At 70.1% G+C, this 26037-nt stretch carries 20 protein-coding genes; 2 read left to right on the top strand and 18 right to left on the bottom strand.

Annotated elements, in window-relative coordinates:
* Nucleotides 1-435: 435 nt before the first annotated feature.
* The 18 genes from OG912_RS39280 to OG912_RS39195 form a co-directional block, all read right to left on the bottom strand.
* Nucleotides 436-1293: an MBL fold metallo-hydrolase gene (locus OG912_RS39280; protein ID WP_327713812.1), complete on the bottom strand. Its 858-nt coding sequence runs from the start codon at nt 1291-1293 to the stop codon at nt 436-438.
* Nucleotides 1294-1473: 180 nt separating this feature from the next.
* Nucleotides 1474-1791 carry a helix-turn-helix transcriptional regulator gene (locus tag OG912_RS39275; protein ID WP_326740998.1) on the bottom strand — a complete coding sequence of 106 codons (318 nt, stop codon included), beginning with the start codon at nt 1789-1791 and terminating at the stop codon, nt 1474-1476.
* Between the two features lie 1253 nt (nt 1792-3044).
* The gene (locus OG912_RS39270) at nt 3045-3824 is read right to left on the bottom strand and encodes an alpha/beta fold hydrolase (protein ID WP_327713811.1); all 780 of its coding nucleotides are present in this window, start codon (nt 3822-3824) and stop codon (nt 3045-3047) included.
* A gap of 25 nt (nt 3825-3849) precedes the next feature.
* Entirely contained in the window at nt 3850-5145 is a 1296-nt protein-coding gene (locus tag OG912_RS39265) for an acyltransferase family protein (RefSeq protein WP_327713810.1), read from the bottom strand.
* A gap of 132 nt (nt 5146-5277) precedes the next feature.
* The gene (locus tag OG912_RS39260) at nt 5278-6531 is read right to left on the bottom strand and encodes an FG-GAP repeat domain-containing protein (protein WP_326741001.1); all 1254 of its coding nucleotides are present in this window, start codon (nt 6529-6531) and stop codon (nt 5278-5280) included.
* 93 nt (nt 6532-6624) lie between these two features.
* On the bottom strand, nt 6625-7395 hold the full coding sequence (locus OG912_RS39255; RefSeq protein ID WP_326741002.1) for a hypothetical protein: 771 nt from the start codon (nt 7393-7395) through the stop codon (nt 6625-6627).
* Between the two features lie 113 nt (nt 7396-7508).
* The gene (gene wecB / locus OG912_RS39250; RefSeq protein WP_326741003.1) at nt 7509-8705 is read right to left on the bottom strand and encodes a non-hydrolyzing UDP-N-acetylglucosamine 2-epimerase; all 1197 of its coding nucleotides are present in this window, start codon (nt 8703-8705) and stop codon (nt 7509-7511) included.
* Between the two features lie 344 nt (nt 8706-9049).
* Nucleotides 9050-10717 carry an FAD-dependent oxidoreductase gene (locus OG912_RS39245; protein WP_327713809.1) on the bottom strand — a complete coding sequence of 556 codons (1668 nt, stop codon included), beginning with the start codon at nt 10715-10717 and terminating at the stop codon, nt 9050-9052.
* 124 nt (nt 10718-10841) lie between these two features.
* Complete coding sequence (locus tag OG912_RS39240; RefSeq protein WP_327713808.1) at nt 10842-12041, bottom strand: MFS transporter; 1200 nt, start codon at nt 12039-12041, stop codon at nt 10842-10844.
* A complete protein-coding gene (locus OG912_RS39235; protein WP_327713919.1) occupies nt 12042-12656 on the bottom strand; it encodes a sigma-70 family RNA polymerase sigma factor in 615 nt (204 codons plus the stop codon).
* A gap of 129 nt (nt 12657-12785) precedes the next feature.
* Complete coding sequence (locus OG912_RS39230; protein WP_327713807.1) at nt 12786-13568, bottom strand: SDR family NAD(P)-dependent oxidoreductase; 783 nt, start codon at nt 13566-13568, stop codon at nt 12786-12788.
* Between the two features lie 119 nt (nt 13569-13687).
* Nucleotides 13688-15133: an MFS transporter gene (locus OG912_RS39225; protein WP_326741007.1), complete on the bottom strand. Its 1446-nt coding sequence runs from the start codon at nt 15131-15133 to the stop codon at nt 13688-13690.
* 83 nt (nt 15134-15216) lie between these two features.
* Nucleotides 15217-16347: a ParB/RepB/Spo0J family partition protein gene (locus OG912_RS39220; RefSeq protein ID WP_327713806.1), complete on the bottom strand. Its 1131-nt coding sequence runs from the start codon at nt 16345-16347 to the stop codon at nt 15217-15219.
* A gap of 214 nt (nt 16348-16561) precedes the next feature.
* Entirely contained in the window at nt 16562-17512 is a 951-nt protein-coding gene (gene galU, locus OG912_RS39215; protein ID WP_327713805.1) for a UTP--glucose-1-phosphate uridylyltransferase GalU, read from the bottom strand.
* Between the two features lie 56 nt (nt 17513-17568).
* Nucleotides 17569-18177 carry a helix-turn-helix domain-containing protein gene (locus OG912_RS39210; protein ID WP_327713804.1) on the bottom strand — a complete coding sequence of 203 codons (609 nt, stop codon included), beginning with the start codon at nt 18175-18177 and terminating at the stop codon, nt 17569-17571.
* A gap of 38 nt (nt 18178-18215) precedes the next feature.
* Nucleotides 18216-19559 carry a maltokinase N-terminal cap-like domain-containing protein gene (locus tag OG912_RS39205; protein ID WP_327713803.1) on the bottom strand — a complete coding sequence of 448 codons (1344 nt, stop codon included), beginning with the start codon at nt 19557-19559 and terminating at the stop codon, nt 18216-18218.
* On the bottom strand, nt 19556-21232 hold the full coding sequence (gene treS, locus OG912_RS39200) for a maltose alpha-D-glucosyltransferase (protein WP_327713918.1): 1677 nt from the start codon (nt 21230-21232) through the stop codon (nt 19556-19558). Before treS ends, OG912_RS39205 begins: the two co-directional genes overlap by 4 nt.
* Nucleotides 21233-21300: 68 nt before the next feature.
* Nucleotides 21301-23295, bottom strand: a complete 1995-nt coding sequence (locus OG912_RS39195) for a maltotransferase domain-containing protein (protein WP_327713802.1) — start codon at nt 23293-23295, stop codon at nt 21301-21303.
* 226 nt (nt 23296-23521) lie between these two features.
* On the opposite strand from OG912_RS39195, the gene OG912_RS39190 reads away from it, so the two are divergent.
* Both OG912_RS39190 and OG912_RS39185 read left to right on the top strand, forming a co-directional pair.
* Complete coding sequence (locus OG912_RS39190) at nt 23522-24349, top strand: type 1 glutamine amidotransferase domain-containing protein (protein WP_326741013.1); 828 nt, start codon at nt 23522-23524, stop codon at nt 24347-24349.
* A complete protein-coding gene (locus OG912_RS39185) occupies nt 24339-25991 on the top strand; it encodes a thiamine pyrophosphate-binding protein (RefSeq protein WP_327713801.1) in 1653 nt (550 codons plus the stop codon). Before OG912_RS39190 ends, OG912_RS39185 begins: the two co-directional genes overlap by 11 nt.
* The last annotated feature ends 46 nt before the right edge of the window (nt 25992-26037 follow it).

Below are 26037 nucleotides of genomic sequence, written 5' to 3'. Positions count from 1 at the left end.
GGTGAGCATTCCAAAAGACAGGGCCAGCAGGACTACCGCAGCCCTCCGAGACGTGTGCGGGGGACAGCCATGGGGCCAATTCCTTCTCTCGGTGGCAAGACAGCTCGGATGATCTCCCGGGCCGAGCCGGAATGCGGCCCGCCGCACTGGGCCCGTGCCCATACCACCCAACCGGTCAGCAGGAGTGCCACACCGGCGGAGGGATGGCTCGGCCGCGACCGTCCGCGTCCAGACGCCGGCCTCGGTCGGTCCCGAAGCCGACGCCACGCAGTCACCCCGGAACAGCCGACAGCGTCGGCGGGAACGTCACGCCATGCGGCACCGGTCCAGCACACACATGAGGCCCCGGACACTCTGTCGACCGAGATCGTCGAGCACAAGGCGGTCCGTTCGTCTGTATTCCCCCGCGGCCTGGCCCGCGCCGGGCGGGCGCGATCACGCCGGGTTGAAGGGCTCCGTCAGATGCGGCGTCGCCAGGTGCAGGGGCGTGGCGGTTGCGCGGCGGAGCATGCGCTCCCTTGAGTGCCTGGCCGCCTCGGGGTCGATTTCGTGCGCGTAGGTGAGTTCGGGGTGGAGCAGCTGGAGTGCGTGCACCAGGAGGTCGCCGGTGACGAGCACCAGCTCGCCCCCGTCGGCGACCAGCACGCTCTGGTGTCCGGGTGTGTGACCGGGCGTGGCGATCGCGTGCCCGGTGCGCAGTGGTGTGTCGCCGTCGAGGAGCCGGAGCCGGCCGGCAGCCGTGAGCGGGTCGGTGAGGGTTTCGCGCAGTTGCGGGTTGAGCGTGTCGAGGGCGTCGAACTCGGCCCGCTGGAGCAGATATTCGGCGTTCGGGAAATAGGGGTGGCGGCTGCTGGTCGCACTCCCGGGCGAAGCGTTGCCGCCCGTTGAGGGGGCGGCTTCCTCGGTGACGACCGCCCACCCGATGTGGTCGGTGTGCAGATGCGTGAGCACCACGGTGTCGACTTCGGCCGGTTCGATGCCCGCGGCAGCGAGCGACTCGGGGAGCGTGCCGGGCACGGGCGCCCATGACGCGGCCGGGCTGTCCGCCGGTCCGATCCCGGCGTCCACGACGGTGAGGCCCTTGTCGCTGCGGATCGCGTATGCGCGGAATTGGAGCCACCAGCGACCCTCGGCGTCGACCGCGCCCGGGTCGTAGCGATCGACCTCGGCCCACTGAGCGGGCGTGGCCTCGGGGAAGGCCTCGGCGCGCGGGGAGAAGAACGGGCCCTCGCCGTCGGTGAGAGCGATGATCTCGGTCGAGCCGATCCGGAGGCGGGGAACGCTGAGGGGCATGGCTGCGATCCTGCCATGCCTGCACGCGAGTGGTGACTTGCCCTGGGCTGAGGCAACTATCAAGGCCCGGTGATCGGTTGCTGCAGGAGAGGGGGTGACGGCGCAAGCGACCCGCGCGGCACGATGAGGGCACGCGGAACGTGAAGAGCCGGCCCCCGCCGCTGTCCCTGGTGGCTCAGGTCAGACTGTCGGTCGGCTGTGCAGCGACACGACAACCTGGCGGCCGGTGGCCCGCTCTCCGAGCCGGAAGAACTTCACCTGCCCTTCCCTGCGCGTGTAGTCCAGCCATCCCTCTGTCTCGAGTTCACGGCGAGCACGTGAAAAGTGGGGTGCCGGCATGCCCATGAGCTCGGCAAGGTCAGCTGCCGTCCGCTCGACGCCGTGCTCCAAACCGCCGAGAATCGCATACGTCATCACCAGGTTCTGCTTCAGGTGCGACAGCTCGCTTATGCGCTCCTGGAGTGCTGCGAGTTCCGGGTACGGGCCGTTGGCCGACATGGGTTGCGTCCTTTGATCCTGGACCGGTGCGAGGCCCCGGCAGAGTAGGCAAATGGTATGCGGCAGCCTCTTCGGCCTGGTCCGCCCCGGAGAGGCTCGAGACAATGTGCGGGCTCGCCCTGTACTTGATCGTCCGGCCGATGACGTCAGCGACCAGCAAGAGCTTGTTCTCGGCGAGTTCCTTGGCGATTCTTCTTGTCGCCTGCACTGTCAGTCCGAGGTGCTCAGCTGCGTCTTTCGCAGTCGCGCCGCCCTGCTTGTAGGTCATGATCCCGCAGTAGAAGAACACGCGGAACGCATCGCCCGTGATGCCGGAGTCGCCGGACAGTATGGCCAGCACCCGCTCGAACGAGAACTGTCCGTGTCGGCCGCCAAGGTTGTATGCCCGACTCGGGCCCCCCTCCTCGGGCTCCCATAACTCGTGAACCTCACCGGTTGCGGTGTTCAAGAGCTCTCGGCTTCGCCTGCCGCGCCGTTCCTTTGGCACTTACGCCCCCCGATCTGGGCCTCCCCTGTGAAATCGGACATTACCGCAGACGACATGTCGCGTGTGGTCATCGAAAGAACCTTCCGGTTCCTTCGATGACCGTAGGCGACATGACCACTGGCGTCATGGATCGGCATCCTAGGATGCCGATATAGGCATCGTAGGATGCCGATCTACTACTCGTTTACGCAGGTCAACGACTTGCGGGGGCTGCGCCCTCTATACGCAATGCAAGGAGTCGCTCAACCGGCACGCCGTTCGGGAGGGCCTGCGGTCCTCGCGCAAGCGCTCCGGTCCTCGGCGGACTCGCCCCGCTTCGGCCTCAGTCAGCCGGTTGTCCTCGCCTGCTGTCGAAAGCAGTAGGACCGGGGCTGATCTGCGTTGGGGTTGCCGTGGCCCCCGCGGGCTGTTCGGCGCCAGCTTGTCCCGGGGGTTCCGTTCGGTGGCTGATGTCCCCTCAGTCACCGGTGGGCGCTCACGGGTCCGGTCAACCCACACTGTTGGGCAACACCGCGCAGGCCAGGCAACAGCCTGTACCTGAACGAATCACATGACCTGTCACCCGAAATGCCCGACGTCGTCATGGTGATCGGGCCCCGCTGGTTCCTGGTGGTGGGTGGCCGTCGCGGTCGGGCAAACTCACGGCCCGCCTTCAGGGACAGGCGCGACGTTCAGCACTGACCGGGGTCGGGACCGCCGCACCGAGAGCAGCCGGGAGGGTCCGGCGGCCCGTAGGCCGCCGGACCCTCCCGGCTGTGTGTCCCGGTCAGTCCAGGAATTCGGTGATCAGATCGGCGAGCTCCTTTCCTCTCTCGTACAGGACGTTGTGTCCGCTGTCGATCTCCTCGTAGCGGCTCCCCTCGATGCCGGCGTGCAGTTCGCGGGCGTGGGCGACGGGGACGACCTGGTCCTGTGTCGCGCCGATGACCAGTGTTGGCGCCCGGATCTCGGCCAGGCGTTCTCGGATGTCGGCCACGAGGTCCAGGTCGATCTGGCGGCGGGCTCCCTCGGACGGTTCGGCCGCTGCGGCGAGCGTCGCGATCGTCTCGTCGTCCAGGCCGGACAGCGTCTCGGGGGAGAGTGCCAGCAGGGTGATGAACCGCTGGTAGGCGTCCCGGTCGAGGTCGGCGAGGCTGCGCCAGAGGCCGAACATCAGCCGCTGGCGCGGGTCGTCGTTGCGGGCCCAGCCGCCGACCAGCACCAGGCGGCGTACGAGAGCGGGGTGCTCCGCGGCCAGGGCTGCGGCGACCACCGCGCCGAGGGAGACGCCGACGACGTCGACGGGGCCGTCGGTCGCGGCGCGGGCCGCGGCTGCCATCTGGGCGCTCACCAGATCCAGGCCGAGCTCCCCGCCCTCGGGCAGCGCGGTGGATCCGCTGCCCGAGTAGTCGGCGGTGATGACCGTGTGGTGGTCGGTGAAGTAGGGCCGCAGGGCGGCGAAGTTGGCTTCGGAGTCGGCCGTGGAGCCGTGGACGAGAAGGAGGCCGGGGCCGGTTCCTTCGGTGCGGTAGTGCACCTCGGTTCCCTCTGTGCGGACGATCGGCATGGTGTGCCTCCTGGGGTGCGGATGGTCAGGAGCGGGGCGCGGTCAGGACGAGGTCCTGGGGCTGGTTGTCGTCGTCGGATGCGGATGCGGATGCGGAGAGCGGGGTGGCGGGTGCGGCGAGGGGCGTCGATGCGGTGGGGGCCGCGGGGGCCTGCTTGCGGCTGCGGCTCCAGCGGCGCATGGCGGGCATCTCGACGTACCGGTAGAGGAGCCAGCCGCCGAGCAGCGAGGCGGCGAGGAACCCGAGGATCAGGAGGATCGCGGCGGGGACGCTGTAGGTGCTCTCGCCCAGCAGCGAGCGCAGGTAGAAGATCGTGACGCCCTGGACGAGGTAGAAGCCGAAGGAGACCTCGCCGAGGAACTGCATGACCCGGCCCTTGAGCCTGGTCTCGCGGCCGGCCACATCGGCGGCGGCGACGGAGCACACGAGCGCGCTGACCGGAATGATGGTGGCGACGACGAAGCCGTACTGGAAGGGCAGCAGGAGCGCGGCACCGTAACCGATGACGGTCAGGACGAGCGAGACGCGCATGCCGATGGCACGCGGCCAGCGGCCCGAGGCGACGATGCGTGCCAGCAGGATGCCGAGGACGAACTCGAAGACGCGGCCGGGCGGGAAGAGGTAGCCGAACCAGAACTGCATGTCGGAGATGGGCGTGATGGCGGACTTCGGGGTGGCGGGGATGAGGAACTGGGTGATCAGCTGGACGCCCACCATGCCCAGGATCATCAGGCCGGACCAGGTCCACAGTCGCTTCTCGGCGATCTTGCGGATCGGGACGATCAGCAGCGGGAAGAGCATGTAGAACAGGAGCTCGCTGCCGAGGGACCAGCTCGGCGGGCTGATGCTGAGGTTGATGCCCGGCTGCGGGAAGAACGTGTGTATCAGCAGCAGGTTGGGGAGCCAGTCACCGACGCTGGAGATGGCGGCTCCGGCGAACAGCACCAGTGAGACGGTGGCCACCACGAGGTGGTTGGGGAAGATCTTCATCAGCCGGCGTCGCAGGAAGGCTGTCGTCCGCTCCCCCGGCTTGGCGGCCCAGGCGAGCACGAATCCGCTGAGTACGAAGAAGAAGGAGACCCCCAGATAGCCGGCCTTGCTGAACAGCGTCTCGTAGGCGTCGGCGATGCCGTGGTCGGCGAACGGGTTGATCGGGTTGTTCGGCGGGATCGGGGAGTCCATCAGCGAGGAGTGGAAGAAGAACACCATCAGGGCCGCGAAGAACCGCAGGCCGGTCAGGGAGGGCAGTTTGGGCGGCTTGGCTGGTTTCGCCTTGGACGAAGCTGCTGCACGGGCCGGGGTGGGAGTGTACGAAGTCATGGCGGCATGGCCTTCCGGAGATCAGCACGGGAGGAAGCGGAGGGTGGGGCGGAGGGTGAAGCAGAGGAAGTCTTGGGGTGGAGCGGAGAGGGAGGGGCGGGGCGGCCGTCGGGGACGGCCGCCCCGGTGCCTCTACTGCGGGTCGATCTCGTTGCGGTAGACCATGAGCTTGGCTTCCTTGGCGACGTAGTAGTTCTGGACCGAGTACGCGATCGTCGCGAAGTCGAGCCGGCCGTCACCGTTGAAGTCGGCGGTCGCGATCCGGGCGACGGAGTCGTCGGAGACCCGCCACTTCGCCCAGACGCCGTTCTTGAGGTCGATGGCCTTGTAGTACATGACGCCCTGCCACGGCCACGGCCCGCGCAGCGCCACGAGGAACTCGTCCTCGCCGTCGCCGTCGAAGTCGGCGCAGACGATCTGGTGCCCGGGGCCCTCGCCGTTCTCGTTGGGGTCTCCGTACACGTCGAGCAGAACGCGGTTCCACTCGACCTCGCCGGCCGGCCCGTCGGTGGCCTTGGTGTAGACGGCCACCGTGTTGCCGTGGAACGGCTCGACCGCGGCGACGTACGCCATCGGGTCGTCGCCCATGCGCCCGGCGTTGAGGTCACCGCTGCCGCGGAAGCCGGTCTGCTCGAACTGCGTGAGCTCGCCGGTGCCGATGAGCTTGCGGACCCATTCCTTCTTGACCTCGTCGAAGTGCAGCCAGCTGACTCCCTCGTCCGAGGCGAGCAGCAGTGACTCCAGTTCGGAGCCGGGGACCAGGCCCTTCTTCTTCTCCGCGCCGTGAATCATGCGGAAGTGGCTGTCGTCGATGACCGTCATCGGCCATTCCTCGGCTGTGTGTACGTCGTCGGGCTGGGTGAACAGGACGATCGGCAGGACCGCGTGGACGTCCTCCTTGGCGACAATCGGCAGGCCTATGATCTCCAGCCGCTCGGTCTGGGTGAAGTAGCCGGCCCGCAGCCGGTGCATTCCGGTCGCGCGCCCCACGTAGTGCCGCTTCCAGCGGGACTCGTCCTTGTCCGGGCTGCCGGGGTTCTCCAGCCAGTCGATCTTGCCGCCGGACGTGTTGGCGTCGTGGATGGTGCCGATGGGCCCGTAGAGGTCGTAGCAGACGATGATGTCGGAGTGGCCGTTGCCGCTGACGTCGGCGAAGTCGGCGCCGACCGGCATCTTGATCTTGTCGGCGACCAGGCGGCGGGTCCACTTGTCGTCGTTCTGGTACCAGTAGATCTCTCCCAGGCGCAGCCCGTAGCCGAACAGGTCCGGCTTGTTGTCGTTGTCGAGGTCCGGGGCCTCCAGCCAGTAGCCGTCGCGCAGTTGGTCGGCCACCAGTTCCGGGGTGAACTTCGGGGCGCGGAGGCTGGAGGCGTCGTTGGCGGTCATGGTGTTCTCCTCAGAGGTTTCGGTCGGCCCCGGGAGGGCCGGGGTGTGGGTGTGTGCGATGTACGAGAAGCGAAGAAGAGGGGTGCGCCGGGGTCAGTGCGTCGGGGCGGGAGCGTGGTACTCGACCGCGAGCCAGACGCAGTCGGTGTCGGCGCGGTACTGGTGCCAGGGGTAGCGGAACGTGCCGTCGGGGGCGGTGTCGCAGAACGGGTCGGGGGTCGTGTAGCCCGGACTCATCAGCACGTCCTCGTAGAGGGTGCTGTGGTCCTGATCCGTGAACTTCTGCATCCGGCCGGTGCCCAGTACCTGGGTGTGGACCTCGATGAAGTCGTGCTGGTTGTGGATGGCGCAGTCGGTGCCGGCGGGGGCGTACCAGAGGTTGACCTTCACCTGGAACGGTGTCTCGCGCGGCGGGGCGATGCTCTCCCCCAGCAGCCGGCCGGGGTCGAGGGCGATCACCCCGGCGTCGTCCTGGGGGCCCTTCCACAGCGGGGTGTCCCTGGGGAAGGGCCGCCCGCCGGTGCCGGGGTCCGGGTCCGTGGCCGGGGCGTCACCGAGGAGGTCGCCCAGCAGGTGCCAGCCCGGCTCCCCCACGATGTCCTCCACCGCTGCGGACTCGTCGTTGATCCGCAGCAGGACGAGTGCCTGTGCCTCTTGAACACGGGTGTCGACGAGGACGGTGGAGGACAGCGGCGGAATGCTCGTGCGCGGTGTCCGGGCGAGCGGGGCGGGTGTTGCTCCGATGTTGACGACGAGGGTCCGGCCCTGGACGGGGAAGTCCTTGGCGTTGCGGACGAGGAGCGCTTCGATGTGCTTCCCCGTGAAGTTCAGTGTGCTCACGGTGTTGAGGTCGCTGTCCTGCACGGGGAGTCCCCTTCTGAATCGGATTGGATCGGATTGGGTCGGGTCGGGTCGGGTCGCAGCAGTCGGTGGCGGTGTGGTGGCGGTGGTGGTGCGCCCTCGTGGGGCGCCGGGCATCACACCTCGGCCAGGTCCATGGAACGGGCGAGCTCCGCGGCGATGTCGTCGACGGCGGTGCCGGGGACGAACGGCTCCACCGCGGGGCCGTCGCCGAAGTAGTGCGCGATGGCGCCCACGGTGCGTGCCGTGGCGCAGCCGTCGCCGTAGGGGTTGGCCGCGGTGGCCATCCGCAGGTACTCGTCCTTGTCGCGCAGCAGTCGGGTGGCGGCGCTGACGATGCCGTCGGTGGCGGTGCCCACCAGGCACGCGGTGCCGGCGACGACGGCTTCGGAGCGCTCGGTGACGTTGCCGAGGACCAGCGTCGGCTTGCCGAGTGCGGGCCCTTCCTCCTGTGAGCCGCTGCTGTCCGAGACGATGATGTCGGCGCGTCCCATGAGCTTGCAGAAGCTCAGGTAGGGCAGCGGGTCGACGACGGTGATGTTCGGGTGGTTGCCGATGACCGGGATGAGCGCCTCACGGACTGCCGGGTTGCGGTGCAGCGGCACCACCACCCGTACGTCGGGCTCCTCGGCTATGGCGACCAGCGCCTTGCCGATCTGGGTCAGGTGCGGCCATGCCTCGCGGCGGTGGGCCGAGGCGAGGACCACGCGCCGGGGGTCGGTGTCGAGGTCGTCCAGTGCGGGGTCGCCGTAGCTCTCCGATCTGCCGCTCGCCCACTGGAGCGCGTCGATGACGGTGTTTCCGGTGACGACGATGGTTTCCTCGGCGATGCCTTCCCGGAGCAGGTTGGTCCGGTTGCCCGGGGTCGGTGCGAGGTGGAGGCCGGCGAGCTGGCCGACGATCCGGCGGTTGCCCTCCTCGGGGAACGGCGAGCCGAGCTCACCGCTGCGCAGGCCGGCCTCGATGTGGACGACGGGAATCTGGTGGTGGAAGCCGGAGAGGGCCGCGGCGAGGGTGGTCGCGGTGTCGCCGTGGACCAGGACCGCGTCGACCGTGGACTCCCGGAAGTACTCGCCGAGGCCGCGCAGCGAGCGGTAGGTGACCTGGGAGAGCGTCTGCTTGGGCGCCATGATCTCGAGGTCGAGGTCGGGCTTGAGCCCGAAGGCGTCCAGCGTGTCGTCGAGCATCTGCCGGTGCTGACCGGTGGAGATGACGACTGGATCGAAGCGGGGATCCTCCTGGAGCGCCTGGATGACCGGCGCCAGCTTGATGGCTTCGGGACGGGTACCGAGAACGACTGCGACAGACCGCATGACGGCTTCCTTTGCTGAGGAGAGGAGCACTGAGCAGAACAGGCGTGCCCGGCCCTGGGCCGGCGGTGGCACGGAGGAGCGCTTTTCGCTGCGGCCGGCGGGGCTGAGTTCTGATGCCTCGTCACTTGCTTTGTACGCAGCGGGACTTGAGTGATTGTTCGGTGGGGAGCTCCGCTTCCGGCGTTCCCTTGCCGATGAGAAGTATCTTTTCCGTGAGCTATCTTTGGGTCAACCCGAGCCCGGCCCAACTTGCACAGTGCGGCCGCCCGGGACGGGTCCGGACATGCGGAAGGGGCGCCTGCCGCTTGCGCGGCAGACGCCCCTGGGGCCGGAGTTCCTGCTGGTCAGTCCTTTGCGGGCTTGATGGACAACGAGTGGCGGAAGAAGTCGGACGGGTCCCAGCGCCGCTTCACCTGCTGCAGCCTCGGATAGTTTTCCTTGTAGTAAAGGGTCTGCCAGGGCACGCCCGAACGGTTGTGCCGCGGGTCGGAAAGGTCCCGGTCGGGGTAGTTGATGTAGCAACCGTCGGTGGAGTCACCGATGACCGGCACGCCGCCGGTCCTGGCGAAGAACTCCTCGTACAGGTCGCGGACCCAGCCGAGATAGAAGTCGTCCTCGCTCTCGTCCTCCCAGAACGTCTGGAAGCACATCTTGAAGACGGAGCTGCGCTGCGCGTTCGCCGTGGCGTCCGGGGCCAGTGCGTTGACCTGACCGCCGAACGAGAACAGCACGAGCATGGTGTCCGGGTTGTCGAAGTCGGGGCGGGACATGTGCTTGTAGAGCGCGGCGATCTGCTGGTCGGTGAAGTTCTTGCGCATGTACGCGGACTTGTGCGCGCCCCGCGACGTCGGGTTGGTGATCGTCGGGTTGTTCGTGCCGACCAGCCGGGTCGCCTGCAGCCAGGGCATCTCCTTCGGCTCGGCCAGCTGCGGCATCGGCGGGAGTTCGCCGGTGGCCCGGGTGAGGGCCTTGGGTTTGATGCCGGTACCCGCGGTGATCGCCCGGTTGTAGTCGTCGAGCAGCTTGCGCGCGTTCGGACGGTCCGCGTCGACCTGGGTGAACATGCCGATGCTGCCGTGCGCCTTGGAGCTGACGTTGAAGAGGCTGCTCAGGTGGCGGTACTCGGAGTCGGGCGAGCTGTGCTGCTCGTGCCAGGCGCCGAAGTTCTTCAGCAGCCGGGCGAACCTCGTCTCGGTCAGCTGGTCCCAGGAGAAGTCCAGGGCGCTGACGAGCACCTTCGAGGGCGGTGAGACCAGCTGGTCGGACGGTTCGGACCCGGTGGCCCCCGGCGAGCGGAACCAGTACCGGGTGACGAGGCCGAAGTTGCCCCCGCCGCCGCCGGTGTGGGCCCACCACAGGTCACGGTTGGGGTCGTCCTCCTCCCGGGTGGCGACGACGGTACGGACCCGGCCCCGGTCGTCGACCACGACGACCTCCACGGCGTACAGATGGTCGGTGACCAGGCCGTGGGCGCGGGAGAGCAGACCGTATCCGCCGCCGGCTATGTGGCCGCCCGCTCCGACGCTGTAGCAGATGCCTCCGGGGACGGTGACGCCCCAGCCCTTGTAGAGGGCCTCGTACACGTTCATCAGCCGGGCGCCCGGCTCCACGTAGAAGGCGCGGAACCCGGGGTCGTACCCCACGTCCGTCATCTCGGAGAAGTCCAGGATGACTTCTATCTCGGGGTTGCAGACGAAGTCGGCGAAGCAGTGGCCGCCGCTGCGCACCGAGACCCGTTTGCCGTCCCGGTAGGCGGTGCGCAGGGCCTGCTCGGCGTCGGCCGACGACCTGATGAGGGCCACGTAGTCGGGACGTGCGACGAAGCGCTGGTTGTTGCCGGTGGTCAGCAACGGGTACCTCGGGTCGGTGGGGGCCACCTTCGCCCCCTTCGCGGCGGGCCCCTTCGCGGCGGGGGCGGCCGAGGCCGGTTCCACCAGGACGGACGCCGCGGCGATTCCGCCGACGACGGCCGCGCTGTTGCCCAGCATGCGCCGGCGATCGATACCACTCATGGCCGTATACCTCGGGTTTCAGTCGTTACGGATGAAGAGTCGTTACGGAGGACGAGTCGTTACGGATGACGATGAACAGGGCGGGCAGGACCTGCGGGATGACCGCGGGCCTGCGGACAGCCCGTCAGACGGTCGCGTACGTGGTGGAGGAGGCGTCCTCGGACTCGCGCGTACGGCGTGCGGTACGGCGGTCGAGCCGCCCCGACAGCACGGCAAGGACCAGGCCCGCGGCGGCCAGCACCGCACCGATCCAGTTCGGCGCGGTGTATCCCAGGCCGTGCGTGACGGCGAGGCCGCCGAGCCAGGCGCCGAGGGCGTTGCCCAGGTTGAACGCCGCGATGTTGGCGGCGGAGGCGAGGGCGGGGGCGCCCTCGGCCTTCTGCATGACCCGCATCTGCAGCGGCGGCACGGTGGCGAACCCCACCGCCCCGAACACCGCGATGGTGATCGCGGCCGGGACGGGCGCGCGGGCGGTGAAGACGAAGGCCGCGAGCACCAGCGCGAGCAGGGTGAGGATCACGTACAGACTGGGCATCAGGGCCCGGTCGGCGACCCTTCCCCCGATCAGGTTGCCGGCGCACAGGCCCACACCGAACAGGACGAGCAGCCAGGCGACCGCGCCCGAGGAGAAGCCCGCGACGTCCGTCATCATCGGCGCGAGATAGGTGAACGAGGCGAAGACACCCCCGAACCCGAGGGTCGTCATGCCGAGGGCCAGCCATACCTGCGGCCGCCGGAAGACCGCCAGCTCGCTGCGGATCCCTCCGGTGCTGTCCTGCGGCTGGGGAGGCACCAGGGCGATGATGCCGAGGATCCCGACGACGCCGAACGCGGTGACGGCCCAGAACGTGGAGCGCCAGCCGAAGCTCTGGCCCAGCAGGGTGCCCAGGGGGACGCCGATGACGTTGGCGACGGTCAGCCCGATGAACATCAGGGCGATGGCGCTGGCCTTCCTCGCCGGTGCCACCAGGTTCGCCGCGACGACGGATCCGATGCCGAAGAACGCGCCGTGGGTGAGGGCGGCCACCAGACGGCCCGTCATGAGCAGTGCGTAGGTGGGCGCGAGCGCGCAGAGCAGGTTGCCCGCGATGAACACACCCATCAGCAGGACGAGCATGGTCTTGCGGGGCAGCCGCGAGCCCAGGGCGGTCATCAGGGGAGCTCCGGCCACCACCCCGAGGGCGTATCCGGTGACGAGCATTCCGGCGCTCGGGACGGACACCGAGAAATCGGCTGCCAGTTCCGGCAGCAGGCCGACGATGACGAATTCGGTGGTCCCGATCCCGAACGCGCCGAGTGCCAGGGCCAAGAGGGCGAGCGGCACCTACTTCTCCTTCCGCGGGGGTGAGCCGGCGCCGGAGCGCCGCGCCGGCGGCAGACCGCGTTCCCGGGCATAGGGGGTGAGCAGGGAGCGCAGCCGGCCGCGGCCCCGGTGCAGGCGCGAGGTGACGGTGCCGTGCGGAATGTTCAGCCGCTCGGCTATCTCCTGGTACGTCAGGCACTCGACGTCGGCGAGCAGCACCACCGTGCGGAAGTAGTCCGGTATGGCCTGCAGCGCGGCCAGCACGGCGGGGTCCGGAATGGCGTCCAGGACCTCCGACTCGGCGGACGGCAGGCCGGCCGACGTGTGACTTGCGGCGCGGACGAGCAAGCGGTCGCCGTCGGCGTCGGCGCTGCCCCACCCCGGTTCCGACTGCTTCTTGCGGTACGAGGTCATGAAGGTGTTGGTCAGTATCCGGTAGAGCCAGGCCCCTGGATTGGTGCCGTCGCGGAACTGGTGGAAGGAGCGGAACGCCTTGGTGAAGGTCTCCTGGACCAGGTCCTCGGCGTCGCACGGGTGGCGGCTCAGGCGCAGCGCCGTCGCGTACATCTGGTCGCGGTGGCCCAGCATGTCGCGTTCGAACCGCGCGTTGCGCTCGGCCTCGGTCTCGGTCCCCATCCCGGTGTCCGTACGCACGGTGTCCGTGTGCGCGTGGCCGGTCGCTGCGGGGGCCCGGCCGGAGGCGGGCGGGCTGAGAGTCTTTGTCATCGTTGTCCTTGCCTGCCGGGGGCTGAGCAGCGGATGGGATCAGATCTGGCGCAGTGCCCCGCCGTCCACGGCCCATTCCGAGCCGGTCACCTGGGAGGCGAGGGGCGAGAGCAGGTACGCGATGACGCGGGCGACGTCGTCCGGGGCGCCGATCCTGCCGCTGGGCAGCTTGCGCTCCTGCCGCACGAAGTGGTCGACGGCCTGGTCGGCGGGGAGCGAGAACCGTTCGGCGAGCTGGTCGGCGAAACCGCCGGGAGCGTCGAACAGGGCGGTACGGGTCGGGCCGGGCGACACGATGTTGGAACGGACGCCCTGCGGGCCGAACTCGGCGGTCAGGGACTTGGAGAGCGACAACAACGCCGTCTTCGCGGCGGCGTAGTCGACGAGCGGGGCGTCCGGGAACCGGGCTGCCTCGCTGGCCACATGGACCAGGCTGCCCGCTCCCGAGGCCAGTAGCGCGGGCAGGGCCGCCCTGGTCATCCGTACATGGGAGTGGAAGTTGAGGTCGAACCCCTCCTGCCACTGGGTGTCCGTCACGTCCAGGAAGCCGCTGCGGGAGCTGAGCCCGCCGACGTTGTTGACGAGGCCGTCCAGGCGTCCGTGCCGTTCGAGCGCCTCGGCGACCACGCGCCGCCCCGTGTCGGGGTCATGGGCGTCGGCCCGGACCGCGGTCACTCCGGGGCCGAGGTCGAGGCCGTCGGTGCGGCGAGCGGTCCCGACGACGTGGGCGCCCTCCTCGGCCAGGAGCCTGGCGGTGGCTTCGCCGATGCCGGCGCTGACACCGGTGATGAGGTAGACCCTTCCGGCGAGCTGGAGATCCATCGGTGCTCTTTCCTGTGCGTGCTGGTACGGGAACGGGCGGGACCGGCGGGGCGTGGGGGGAACGCCCCGCCGGTCCCGTGGCCGTCGGGCCGGCGGTCTCACCGCACGGCAGGGGCGGGTCAGACGCGGGCCGTTGCCTTCTTGCCGCGCAGGAAGACGGCGGCGAGTACGACCCCGAGCAGCACGAGCGCCCCGTTGACGAGGACGGCGATCCCGACACCGCTGAGTACGGCGTCCGACCCCGTCCGGCCACCCATGTGGCCGGTGGCGACGGCGGACATGATGGGCGTGCCCATCGTGATGCCGACCTGCTGGGTCATGGTGGCCAGGCCGGTCGCCATGCCCTGCTCGTGGTCCGGCAGACCGGAGGTGGCGGTGACCATGAAGCCGACGATGACCAGCATGTTGCCGATGCCGCCGAGGAACGTCCCGACCAGCAGCATCCACACCCAGGCCCGGTCGTCGCCCAGCGAGAACAGGGCGATCGTGGCGGCTGCCTGGAGCAGACCACCGGTGATCAGGGTGGCCTTGGTGCCGATCCTCTCGATGACCTTGGCGGCCAGCGAACCACCGATGACCGTGCCCACACCCAGCACGCCGAAGGACAGACCGGCCGTCAGCGGGGTGAAGTCGAGGACTTCCTGGAGGTAGAGCGTCATCAGGAAGACCAGGGAGGTCTCGGTGATGAACGCGAGCAGTCCCGCGATGTTGCCCCAGGCGACCGTACGGCGCTTGAGGACGCTGACCGGGACCAGCGGCGACGGGGAACGCCTCTCCACCGCGTAGAAGACGATCAGCAGCACCACGCCGACGGCCATCGAGATGAGCGCGGTCGGCGAGCCCCAGCCGTGCTCACCGGCCTGGGTGAGGCCGAAGACGAGGGCCAGCAGACCGACGGTGACGGACACGGCGCCGGGCACATCGAGCTTCGGGCGCACCGCGGGACGCGACTCCTTGATCACGCTGGGCGCGATCAGCAGCACCGCCAGGGCTACGGGGACGTTGATGAAGAACGCCCAGCGCCACGACAGCAGGTCGGTGAGCACACCGCCCAGGATCGCGCCGGTGGTGAAACCGGCCGACATCAGGGCGCCGTTCAGGCCGAGCGCCCGGTCGCGGAGCGGCCCTTCGGGGAAGGACGTGGTCAGCAGTGACAGACCCGCGGGCGTCACCATCGCGGTGGCGAGGCCCTGGGCGACACGGGCGATCAGCAGCATCTCCGGGGAGGTGGAAAGGCCACCGACCAGGGAGGAGAGGCCCAGCAGGCCGAGGCCGAGCATGAACAGCCGGCGACGGCCGAACAGGTCCGCGACCCGCCCGAAGAGCAGCGTGAATCCGGCTGCACTGAGGGCGAACGCCGTCGCGATCCACTGCAGATTCGACAGGGAGAAGCCGAGCCCCTCACCGATGACGGGCAGAGCCACGTTCAGGATGGAGAAGTCCACTGCCAGCATGAACTGCGCCACCAGCAGCACGACGAGAACCAGGCGCATGCGCCCGGTCATCCGTGTGGGCGCTGGGTCTCCTTGCGCAGAGGAAGTCTGTACTTCGTCGACGACCGACATGTTTTGAGAGTCCTCTCGTGGTGCTTCTACTTCGGGGTTCTTCCATGGGGGGAAGCGTGGTGGCCGGCCCGGCCTGCGGAGTGCTACGACGGCGGGCGCAGCCGGGCCGCCATCTCCTGCCAGGCCCTCGCGCACTCGGTCGCGGCGGCCGCGACCAGGCCGGCGCGGTGTGCGGGAACCGCGGCAAGGATCCGCGGAAGGTCACGGGTGCCGGCCACGTGCAGGTCGAGCATCCGCAGCAGCAGACGTCCGTTGTCGCTCTGCCGCAGCGCGGGGTCCCGGCACAGGTTCCTGACGAGCGAGTCGAGGTCCACCCGCGGGCCGGGGGCAGCGGGCGGGTCCGGTGCGGACACTGCCGGTTCGCGCTCGCGCATCCTCGGCGGCACCGGGTCCTCGCCCAGCCCGGCCCGCCGACGCACGTCGCGCACCGTGCCCGCCGAGACTCCGGCCCGCCGCGCTATCTGACGCAGCGAGGCGCCGGGGTCTGCGGCGATCAGCCGGGCGGCCTCGCGCCGGCCCTCCGCGGTACTCAACGGACGGATCCGCCCGTCCCGGCCTATGCGGGCGGTTCCGGATGCGGCCGGTGCGGGCGGGGCCGATGCGGTCGGAGCCGGTTCCGGGGCCGCGACGGGAGCCGGGGCCTGATCCACGACCACGACCGCGGGCGGGGCCGGTGGCGGGGCCGGCGCGGTCACGGGCGGGGGTGAGGCGGGCGCGGCCTGCTGCGGCAGGGGCCGGCGAAGTGCGCCGACCGTCTTGGCCGCGAGCCCGGTCCGGGCGGCGACGGCCCGGTCCGACCACTGAGGGTGGGTGATCAGAATCCGGGCGGCGGCTGCCGTCCGGTCCGCGAGGGTGAGTGCCAGACCATGGGTGGTGTTGGACTCGACCGCAAGGACGAAGGCCTCCTCGGGCGTTCCGTCGAAGAACTGCGCCTCGATCACGGCCTGCTGGCGCAGGATGGCCGCACGTACCCGGTGCGTGCCGTCGATGATCCGCATGGTGGGGCGGTGCACGAGGATCGGCGGGAGCGCGGTCTCACTCGCCGCGAGGGTGCGGGCGTGCGCGAGGTTCTCTCCCGTCGTCCGGGGCGAGTCCGCAGCCAGCAGCACACCCAACGGGACCTGGTACGAAGGCGCTTGCGGCGAGACCGCTGCCCGCGCCCGGACCTCCGGGCAGGACTGCGGCGGGGTGTCCGGACGAGTGGTGGTGGCCATGCTGAATGCACCCCCAAGGGCTGGAGAACGGTGAGGCCGGCCGTCGCTCCTGCCGAAGCGACGGCGGTGCGACGGGAAACACGTTACGTAAAGAACGTTCGGTATGTTCTACTGCGACGGCTGCCCGGGACGACCTTGGCAACTTCCCGAAGAGGCACCCGTACGGCGGGTGTGCAACTGGGCATCTCCCCGGTTGCACACCCGGCCGTCGTGATCAGGCGGCCGGCCGGAGCAGACCGGGGCCGGCAGCAATGTCGGGCCTGCCACCGGTGTCGGCGGCCACGAACGCGTGCAGCCACGACCGGAACTCGGGCCCGAGGTCCTTGCGTTCACAGGCCAGCCGCACGGTGGCGCGCAGATAGTCGGCCCGGTCACCGGTGTCGTAACGGCGTCCGGAGAACACCACACCGTGCACCGGTCCGCCCATGGTCCCCGTACTCAGTTCGCGCAGCGCGTCCGTCAGCTGGATCTCACCACCGCGTCCGGGCTCGGTCCCGCGCAGCACGTCGAAGATCTCCGGGTCCAGGACATAGCGGCCGATGACCGCGTAGTTGCTCGGGGCCTCCCCCGGAGCCGGCTTCTCGATCAGATCGGTGATGCGTACGGTGTCGCCGTCCGCGGTCCGCTCCACCGCGGCGCAGCCGTACAGATGGATCTGGCCGGGGTCGACCTCCATCAGGGCCACGACGCTCCCGCCGTACTGTGCGCGGATCTCGGTCATCCGGCTCAGCAGCGGGTCGCGGGGGTCGATGAGGTCGTCGCCGAGCAGGACGGCGAAGGGCTCGTGCCCGACGTGCGGGGCGGCGCAGAGCACCGCGTGCCCCAGGCCGAGGGGGTCCCCCTGGCGGACGTAGTGGATGTCACCCAGGTCGGTGGGGGCGCACGCGCGCTCGAGTTTGTCGTTGTCGCCCTTGCGGCGCAGCGTCTCCTCGAGCTCGTAGTTCCGGTCGAAGTGGTCTTCCAGCGGGCGCTTGTTGCGCCCCGTCACCATGAGCACGTCGCTCATCCCGGCGGAGACCGCTTCCTCGACGACGTACTGAATCGCCGGCTTGTCCACCACCGGGAGCATTTCCTTGGGGGTGGCCTTGGTCGCCGGGAGGAAGCGCGTACCGAGACCAGCCACTGGAATGACCGCTTTGGTTATCCGGGCAGGAGTGGAATTCATGAGATGAAGATATGCAACGCCACCCGGAATCAGGGTGCCGAAAGCTTGATCCTCACCTACTTGGGCAATTCTGCGGAACTCCCCCGTGCCGTGCCGGAGCCGCGGCCGTCCTCCTCCGGACGGAGGGAGATTCCGCGCAGCACCAGCTCCCATATCTGGGCGAGCTGCACGGCCGCGCCCTGCCGCGCCCCGGCCCCTGCCTCGCCCTGGCAGCGCACGTGCGCCTCCGCCCCGGCAAGCAGGTGGGCTGCCAGCGAGGTGACCGTGCCCAGGTCCGTGCCGTGCCGCAGCGCGTCGTGGTCCTGCGCTCCGGCGAGCAGTCTGTGCAGTTCGGGCTGCCAGAGCGACGACCAGGCGGGCACGGTCCCGGCGTTCTCCCGTTCGAGGCGGGCCGAGGCCCGTACGGCCAGGTCGTCCTCCAGGAGCCGGGCCAGGACCACCGTCAGGCCGACTCCCCGGTACAGGGCCGGTGTCGGCCGGCCCGACACCTCCGTCACCGCCGCCGCGGTGGCTGCGGCCCCGCGCTCCCGGACCGCGTCCGCCAGTTCGTCCTTGGTCGCGAAGTGGAAGGTCACCGCCCCCATGGACATGTCGGCGGCTTTGGAGATCCGGGAGAGCGAGGTTCCCTGGTACCCGTGCTCGTAGAATTCCGCAGCCGCTGCCATGATTACGGTATTCCTGGTCCGCACGGCGCGTTCCTGCTTCACCATGTGTGTTCTCCGACGGTAGTGCCGCATTCGGCCACGAGTCGTCCTATTGATTGAAGTGGAAGCGGGGCCCGCTCCGGCCGGTTGTCTATTTCGTACATCAATTCGTGAATGGCCCTGGCCAGAACGTGGGCCCGCAGCAGCACGCTGTACTGCCGGGGGTCCTGGCCCGACACCCGCGCGTATCCCGCGCAGAAGGCGTCGCCGCACACGCCGGACCAGGCCGACGCCCCGGTGGAGGAACCGCTGGAGGAACCGGTGGAGGACTGCGCCGCGTAGTCGAACGAGCGGAGCATGCCCGCCACGTCACGCAGGGGCAGATGGCGGGCGACGCGTTCGGTCATCGGCAGCTGGGGCTCCCCCTCGAAGTCCACGAGCATCCACCGCCCGGACGACCGCAGCATCTGCGCCAGGTGCAGATCACCGTGCACGCGCTGAGCGGGCGGCGCCGAAGTCACCCCGGTCAGCCGGGCGAAGGCGGAGCGCAGCGGTGTCCGGAAGGGGCGCAGGGCGTCGACGCGCCGGACCGCGGAGTCCAGCAGCACGGTGAACCGGTCGGCCAGCAGGGCGAGCTCGGTGGGCCCGGTGGGCCGGGTGCCGAGCTGCTCCGCGAGGTCGTGGTGCACGCGCGCCAGGGCCTCGCCCATGGCCCGGGCGTCGTGGGCGAAGCTGTCGGCGGCCGGGCTGCGCCGGGCGTCGAGCGCGGCGGCCCAGCCGTCGGTCGCCGCGGGCAGGAAGTCCTGCACGGTGGCATAGGTGACGGGCTCGCCGTCGAGCTCGCCCTCGACCGCTCCGCGTACCGCCGTGATGTGCCGGTTCGCGGTGGGCGCCAGGGCCTGGGGCACTTCGAGCTCGGGGTTGGTCCCGGCGCCGATCCGCCGGAAGATCTTCAGGAGGTAGCGTTCGTCGACCACGACCGAGGTGTTGCTCTGCTCCACGCCCAGTGGCCTGCTGGGCGCGGCGGACCCCGGCAGGCGGGGCCGCGCCCCGGCCAGGTCCAGGAGTCCGGCGACCAGTTCGTTGTCCCCGACCGCCTCGTAGACCAGCAGATCGTCCAGGCCCGCGATGACGTACGGCTCCAGCTCCTGCCCGATCACGGTCCTGATGCCGAGCGGGACCTGGTAGTACTCGGGGGCTCCCGCGTCGGCGAAGCCGGTGCGCAGCAGGAGGATGACGCCGCGCGGCCCGCCGGTGCGCAGGGCGTCGGCGAATTCGGTGGTGCGCACGATGCGGACCCGGTCCAGGGGGCGCCCCTTGCTGCCGTACCACCGCTGCCAGGGCAGCCACCCGGTCAGCACGTGTTCCAGTCGTTCCTGGAACGTGGTGAGGTCGACGGTCACTCGGTGCTTCCGTCCGACGTGAGCGAAAGCCAGTAGACGCCCCGGCCCTTGAGCGTGAGCGGGTAGGGAGTTCCGTCGACCCGGGGGAAGGCGACCCCTCCGATCAGCTCGACGGGCACGGCTCCCTGCCAGGCGCTGAGGTCGAGGCCCACCGGCTGCGGGTGGCGGGAGAGGTTGTTGACGCACAGCACGACGTCCGTGCTGCCGTCCTCGGCGGTGTGGCTGCGCACATAGGCGAAGGCCGCCTCGTTGGTGGTGGCGACCTCCTGGAAGTCGCCGAGCCCGAAGGCCGGGTGGCGGCGCCGGGCCGCCAGCATGGAGTGGGTCCAGTGCAGCAGGGATGCCGCGGCCCGCTGCTGGCTCTCGACGTTGACCGCCTGGTGTCCGTACACCGGGTCCATCAGTACGGGCAGGTGGAGCCGCCCGGGATCGGCGGTGGAGAATCCGGCGTTGCGGTCCGGAGTCCACTGCATGGGGGTGCGTACGGCGTCCCGGTCGCCCAGCCAGATGTTGTCGCCCATGCCGATCTCGTCCCCGTAGTACAGGACGGGGGATCCGGGCAGGGACAGCAGCAGTGCGGTGCACAGTTCGATCTGGTTGCGGTCGCCGTCCAGGAGCGTGGCGAGCCGGCGCCGGATGCCGACGTTGGCCCGCATCCTCGGGTCCTTGGCGTAGTGCTTGTACATGGAGTCGCGCTCTTCGTCCGTGACCATTTCGAGCGTCAGCTCGTCGTGGTTGCGCAGGAAGATGCCCCACTGGCAGGTGTCCGGGATCGCCGGGGTCTTCGCGAGGATCTCGGACAGGGGCCGGGCCGACTCGTTGCTCACCGCCATGAAGATGCGGGGCATGAGGGGGAAGTGGAACGCCATCTGGCATTCGTCCCCGCCGGCGGAGTAGTCACCGAAGTAGTCGGTGATCTCGTCGGGGCGCTGGTTGGCCTCGGCGAGCAGCACCCGGCCGGGGTACTCGTCGTCCACGACCTTGCGCACGGTCTTGAGGAACGCGTGGGTCTCGGGCAGGTTCTCGCCGTTGGTGCCCTCCTTCGCGTACAGGTACGGCACGGCGTCCAGCCGGAATCCGTCCACGCCCAGGTCGAGCCAGAAGCGCAGCGCGTCGAGCATGGCTTCGCGCACGGCGGGGTTCTCGTAGTTGAGGTCCGGCTGGTGGGAGAAGAACCGGTGCCAGTAGTACTGCTTGCGGACCGGGTCGAAGGCCCAGTTGGAGGTCTCGGTGTCCGTGAAGATGATCCGGGCGTCGGCATAGCGGGTGTCGTCGTCGGCCCACACGTAGAAGTCGCCGTAGGGGCCGTCCGGGTCGCGCCGCGACTCCTGGAACCACCGGTGCTGGTCGCTGGTGTGGTTCATGACCATGTCGGTGATGACGCGAATGCCGCGCCGGTGGGCGGCGTCGAGCAGTCCGACGAAGTCGTCGATGGTGCCGAACTCCGGTCTCAGCAGACGGTAGTCGGCGATGTCGTACCCGCCGTCGCGCAGCGGCGAGCAGTAGAACGGGGGCAGCCAGAGGCAGTCCACGCCCAGCCACTGCAGGTAGTCCAGACGCTGCCGCAGCCCGGAGAGGTCGCCGACACCGTCGCCGTTGCTGTCCTGGAAGGTGCCGACCAGCACTTCGTAGAACACCGCCTGCTTGTACCACTGCGGCTCGACGGGCAGCACGCTCGCCTTGCGGAGGGCGGGCGCTGCGGTGTGCTTCGTGGTGCCGTGCGGCGGCAGAGGTGACGGGGTCAACGGACTCTCCAGGTGAAGACGTGGGCGACGGACTGCTGCGGGTCGACCTTGATGTCGAGGGCGGGCCCCAGCTCGACGGTCTGGCCGGTGATCTCCTCGGTCGCCCTGATGCGCGCCGTGGGGTCCCGTCCCAGGGCGGACATGTCGAGCCGGACCGTGGCCTGCTCGGTGCGGAGGGGGTTCAGGGTGACGACGCACAGCACGGTGTCGCCCGTGACCGGATCGCTCTTGGAGTAGGCGAGGATCTGGTCGTTGTCCACCGGGTGGAAGTGCAGGTGGCGCAGTTGCTGAAGCGCCGGGTGAGCGCGGCGGAGCCGGTTGAGCGTGCCGATCCATGGCTCCAGGGACCGGTGCGCCGCGAAGTCGCGGGGGCGCAGTTCGTACTTCTCCGAGTCCAGGTACTCCTCGCTGCCGGGCTCCAGCGCCTGGTTCTCGTACAGCTCGAAGCCGGCGTACATGCCCCAGCTGGGTGAGAGGGTGGCGGCCAGTGCGGCACGCAGCGCGAACGCGGCGGGCGGTGCGTCCCGGAGGCTGTCCGGGAGGATGTCCGGGGTGTTGACGAAGAAGTTCGGCCGCATCCAGGCGGCCGCGTCCCCGGTCAGTTCGGTGAGGTAGTCGGTCAGCTCACGCTGGGTGTCGCACCAGGTGAAGTAGGTGTACGTCTGGCTGAAGCCCCGTTTGGACAGCCCGTGCTGCACGGTGGCGCGGGTGAACGCCTCCGCGAGAAAGAGCAGGTCGGGGTCGGTCCGCTGGAGGGTCTCGATCAGCCGGTGCCAGAAGCCGGGCGGCTTGGTGTGCGGGTTGTCCACCCGGAACGCGCGCACGCCCCGGCCGGCCCAGAACAGTACGGTCCGCACGACCTCGGCGAACAGGCCCTCCGGGTCGCTGTCGAAGTCGAGGGGGAAGATGTCCTCGTACATCTTGGGGGGATTCTCGGCGCAGGCGATGCTTCCGTCGGACCGGTGGGTGAACCATTCGGGGTGCGCGTCCACCCAGGGGTGGTCCGGGGCGCACTGCAGGGCGAGATCGAGCGCGACCTCCAGGCCGGCGTCGGCGGCCGCCGCCACGAAGGCGTCGAAGTCGGCGAGGGTGCCCAGCTGCGGATGGACCGCGTCGTGCCCGCCGCTGCGGGAGCCGACGGCCCAGGGCGAGCCGACATCGTGCGGCTGTGCGGTGAGGGCGTTGTTCGGCCCCTTGCGGGCCACCTCACCGATCGGGTGGATCGGCGGCAGGTAGACGATGTCGAAGCCCATGCGCGCGATGCGCGGCAGTTCCCGTGCGGCGGTACGGAAGGTGCCGTGCACGGGGACGCCGTCGAGGTCCCGACCCCCGGTGGAGCGGGGGAAGAACTCGTACCAGCTGCCGAACAGTGCGCGGTGCCGCTCGACCCGCACCCGGTGTCCGCGCCCCAGCGTCAGCGCTTCGCGCAGCGGCGCGCCCGCCATCACATCGCGGACCGGCCCGGACAGTGCCGCCAGTGCGGCGTCCGTGGTGCGGGCGGCGCGCAGGGCGGCGGCGGCAGCGTAGAGGGTGTCGGCGCCCCGCAGCACGCGGGCGCCGGGCAGCGGGCCGGCGGCGTCCGTACCGGTGAGGGTGTCGGTGAGCACGTCGGCGGCGCGGTACAGCAGTGCGGCACCGTCCTCGCGGTCCACCGGGGCGAGCTCCTGGCCGTCCCGGACCCGGGCCTCGACGGCCCCGAGCCAGGATGCCCAGGGGTCGGCCCACGCCATGATGCGGAAGGTCCACTCGCCCGTCCGGTCGGCCACCACGTCCGCCGTCCAGCGGTCGCTGTCCGCTTCGAGCACGGACATCGGGACCTCGCTGAGGGCGCCGTCCGGGCCCGACCACAGGACGGCGGCGCCGAGGGCTCCGTGCCCCTCGCGCCACACCGTGGCCGAGACCGGCAGCCGCTCGTCGACCACTGCCTTGGCACGGGCGTTCGCGAGGTCTACCACCGGTGAGACGTCCTCGATCGCAAGACGGCTGTTCATCTGCCTGCCTCCCTCGGCTCACTGGACTGTGACCAGCAGAACCGACGGGACGCCCGGACCTCTTCTCCCTGCGGAAACCGGCTGCGACCTCGGCAACTTGGGTCAGTGTCCGCGGACGGCGGGCCGCGTGTTGCCGGGGGGCGGACGCCGGGGCTTGACTCGCTCTCCTCCGGTCCCCATCCATCCGCACCGCCCCCCGGGCGCATTCACCGCAGGGAGTTCTCGAGTGTCCAGACGCATCCTGGTGACGCTGTCCGAGTACGGCTACTGGGGCGAGGAACTGGTCGGTCCGCTCGACGCGTTCGATGCCCTCGGCTATCGCACGACGTTCATGACTCCCACCGGGAAGCGGCCCCAGGCGCTGCCGCCCAGCCTCGACCCGTCGTACGTCGACCCGCCGCTGGGCCGCACCGTCACCACGCGGGACATGGCCCAGCGGGCCGGGGAACTCGACGCCTCCAGCCGGCTGGACCACCCGCTGTCACTGGCCGGCCTGGTGCCGGAGCGTCCGTACTACAGCGCCCTGAACCATCTGAGGGAGCTGGAGGAGTACCACCGGAAGCTGGCCGCGGTCACCTCGGACCTGCTGTCCGGCTTCGACGCACTGGTGATCGTCGGCGGCAGCGGCCCGATCGTGGACCTGGCGAACAACGAGCGGCTGCACGAGCTCGTGCTGGCGTTCGCCGGCGAGGACAAGCCCGTCCTCGCCGAGTGCTACGGCGTCGCCGCCCTCGCGTTCGCCCGGGACCCCGAGCACCGGACGAGCCTGCTGAGGGGCAAGCACGTGACCGGGCATCCCAAGGAGTACGACTACAAGGACGGCACCGGTTTCCTCGGCACAGACTTCTGCATCGGTCCGCCGCCGTATCCGCTGGAGTACATCCTGCGCGACGCCACCGGTCCCGAGGGCGCCTTCCACGGCAACGTGGGCAAGGAGACGTCGGTGATCGTCGACCACCCGTTCATCACGGCCCGCTCGACCGCCGACTCCGTACCGGCCGGAAAGCTGCTCACGGAGGTCCTCGACCACGGGCTGCGCCGCCATGGCTGGTGAATCCGCGGGGCGTCCGGCGAAGGCCGCACTGTTCGAGCAGCTGGCGGCGGACGGCATCACCCATATGTTCGGCAACCCCGGGACGGTCGAGCAGGGCTTCCTCGACCTCGTGGACCGCAGCGGTACCGAGTACGTCCTCGCGCTGCACGAGAGCGTGGCCGTCGCGATGGCCGACGGTTACGCGCGCGCGTCCGGCCGCCCCGGCCTGGTCCAGCTGCACAGCAGTACGGGACTGGGCAACGCCGTCGGCATGCTCTACCAGGCCAGGCGGGGCGGCTCCCCCCTGGTCGCCCTGGTCGGCGAGGCCGGGGTCCGCTACGACGCCATGGACGCGCAGATGGCGGCGGACCTGGTGGCCATGGCGCGGCCCGTCACCAAGTACGCCACCAGGGTGCTCGACGCCCGGTCACTGCTGCGGGTCCTGCGCCGTGCGGTGAAGATCGCCATGACCCCGCCGAGGGGCCCGGTCGCGGTGGTCCTGCCGGCCGACGTCATGGAGGAGCTCACCACCGAGCCCGCCGTGGCCACCCCCCTCCCCTCCTTCCGTACGACGCCGGACGCCGGCGAGGTGACCCGGGCGGCCGGCCTGCTCGCAGCGGGGTCCGCGCCGCTGATCCTGATGGGCGACGGCGTCGCCGCCTCCGGCGCGCAGGCCGAACTGACCGAGGTCGCCGAGCTGCTGGGCGCCCCGGTGTGGGGGGTGAACTCCTCCGAGGTCAACTTCGACACCGCACACCCGTTGTACGGGGGCGCCCTCGGGCACATGTCCGGCGCCGACAGCGCCGGCGTGGCCGGCGGCGCCGACGCCGTGCTGATCGTCGGCACGTATGTGTTCCCCGAGGTCTTCCCGAGGCTGGACAGCCCGTTCCGGGACGGTGCGCGGATCGTCCATATCGACGCCGACGCCTACGAGATCGCCAAGAACTTCCCCGTCGACCTGGGCATCGCGGCCGATCCGAAGCGGTCCCTGGCCGCGCTCGCCACGGAACTGCGCCGCACGGACCTCCACCGCACGGTGCGCGTCCCGCGTCCCGTGCCCCCGCGCACCGTCGCCGCGGCGGAATCCGATTCGCTGCTGGACCACTTCGTCAGGGAACTCGCCGCGCGGGTCCCGGACCGGCTGGCCGTGTTCGACGAGGCCCTCACCGCGTCGGGCACGGTCACCCGCCACCTGCCGCCCCGCATCCCCGGCACCTACTTCCAGACCCGCGGCGGTTCGCTCGGGGTGGGCATCCCCGGCGCCCTCGGACTGAAGCTGGCCCGGCCCGATCTGGAAGTCGTGGGCTTCACCGGCGACGGCGCCAGCATGTACACGCTCCAGGCGCTGTGGACGGCCGCCCGGTACGACATCGACGCGACGTTCGTCGTCTGCAACAACGGGCGCTACCAGCTCCTGGACGACAACCTCGACCGGTACCGCCGGGAGCAGGGCGCCCCCGGGCTTCCCCGTACTCCTGGCGCACCGGGCCTTCCCGCCCCCCAGGCCTTCGACCTGACCCGCCCCGACATCCACTTCCCGGAACTGGCCGAATCCCTCGGGGTGCCGGGGATCCGGGTGGAGAAGCCCGACGACGTCTGCACCGCGGTGGGCGCACTGCTCTGCCACCGGGGCCCGCTCCTCATCGACCTCCTGACTGCCTGACACCCGGCCGGCCCGCGACACCGGCCGGACGCCACACGTCAACGCT

Origin of the sequence: Streptomyces sp. NBC_00464, assembly GCF_036013915.1 — a bacterium.
GTDB lineage: Bacteria > Actinomycetota > Actinomycetes > Streptomycetales > Streptomycetaceae > Streptomyces.
Note: the sequence above shows the minus strand (reverse complement) of the source record. Positions and strands in the feature narration are given on the sequence as shown.

Excerpts from the sequence above, each read along its gene's own strand:
- OG912_RS39280 (WP_327713812.1), bottom strand. The coding sequence starts at position 1,293 with ATGCCCCTCAGCGTTCCCCGCCTCCGGATCGGCTCGACCGAGATCATC.
- OG912_RS39210 (WP_327713804.1), bottom strand. The coding sequence starts at position 18,177 with ATGGCAGCGGCTGCGGAATTCTACGAGCACGGGTACCAGGGAACCTCG.
- wecB (WP_326741003.1), bottom strand. The coding sequence starts at position 8,705 with ATGCGGTCTGTCGCAGTCGTTCTCGGTACCCGTCCCGAAGCCATCAAG.
- OG912_RS39220 (WP_327713806.1), bottom strand. The coding sequence starts at position 16,347 with ATGGCCACCACCACTCGTCCGGACACCCCGCCGCAGTCCTGCCCGGAG.
- OG912_RS39235 (WP_327713919.1), bottom strand. The coding sequence starts at position 12,656 with ATGGGGACCGAGACCGAGGCCGAGCGCAACGCGCGGTTCGAACGCGAC.
- OG912_RS39230 (WP_327713807.1), bottom strand. The coding sequence starts at position 13,568 with ATGGATCTCCAGCTCGCCGGAAGGGTCTACCTCATCACCGGTGTCAGC.
- OG912_RS39270 (WP_327713811.1), bottom strand. The coding sequence starts at position 3,824 with ATGCCGATCGTCCGCACAGAGGGAACCGAGGTGCACTACCGCACCGAA.
- OG912_RS39275 (WP_326740998.1), bottom strand. The coding sequence starts at position 1,791 with ATGTCGGCCAACGGCCCGTACCCGGAACTCGCAGCACTCCAGGAGCGC.
- OG912_RS39265 (WP_327713810.1), bottom strand. The coding sequence starts at position 5,145 with ATGACTTCGTACACTCCCACCCCGGCCCGTGCAGCAGCTTCGTCCAAG.
- OG912_RS39225 (WP_326741007.1), bottom strand. The coding sequence starts at position 15,133 with ATGTCGGTCGTCGACGAAGTACAGACTTCCTCTGCGCAAGGAGACCCA.
- OG912_RS39245 (WP_327713809.1), bottom strand. The coding sequence starts at position 10,717 with ATGAGTGGTATCGATCGCCGGCGCATGCTGGGCAACAGCGCGGCCGTC.
- OG912_RS39260 (WP_326741001.1), bottom strand. The coding sequence starts at position 6,531 with ATGACCGCCAACGACGCCTCCAGCCTCCGCGCCCCGAAGTTCACCCCG.
- OG912_RS39195 (WP_327713802.1), bottom strand. The coding sequence starts at position 23,295 with ATGAACAGCCGTCTTGCGATCGAGGACGTCTCACCGGTGGTAGACCTC.
- OG912_RS39185 (WP_327713801.1), top strand. The coding sequence starts at position 24,339 with ATGGCTGGTGAATCCGCGGGGCGTCCGGCGAAGGCCGCACTGTTCGAG.
- galU (WP_327713805.1), bottom strand. The coding sequence starts at position 17,512 with ATGAATTCCACTCCTGCCCGGATAACCAAAGCGGTCATTCCAGTGGCT.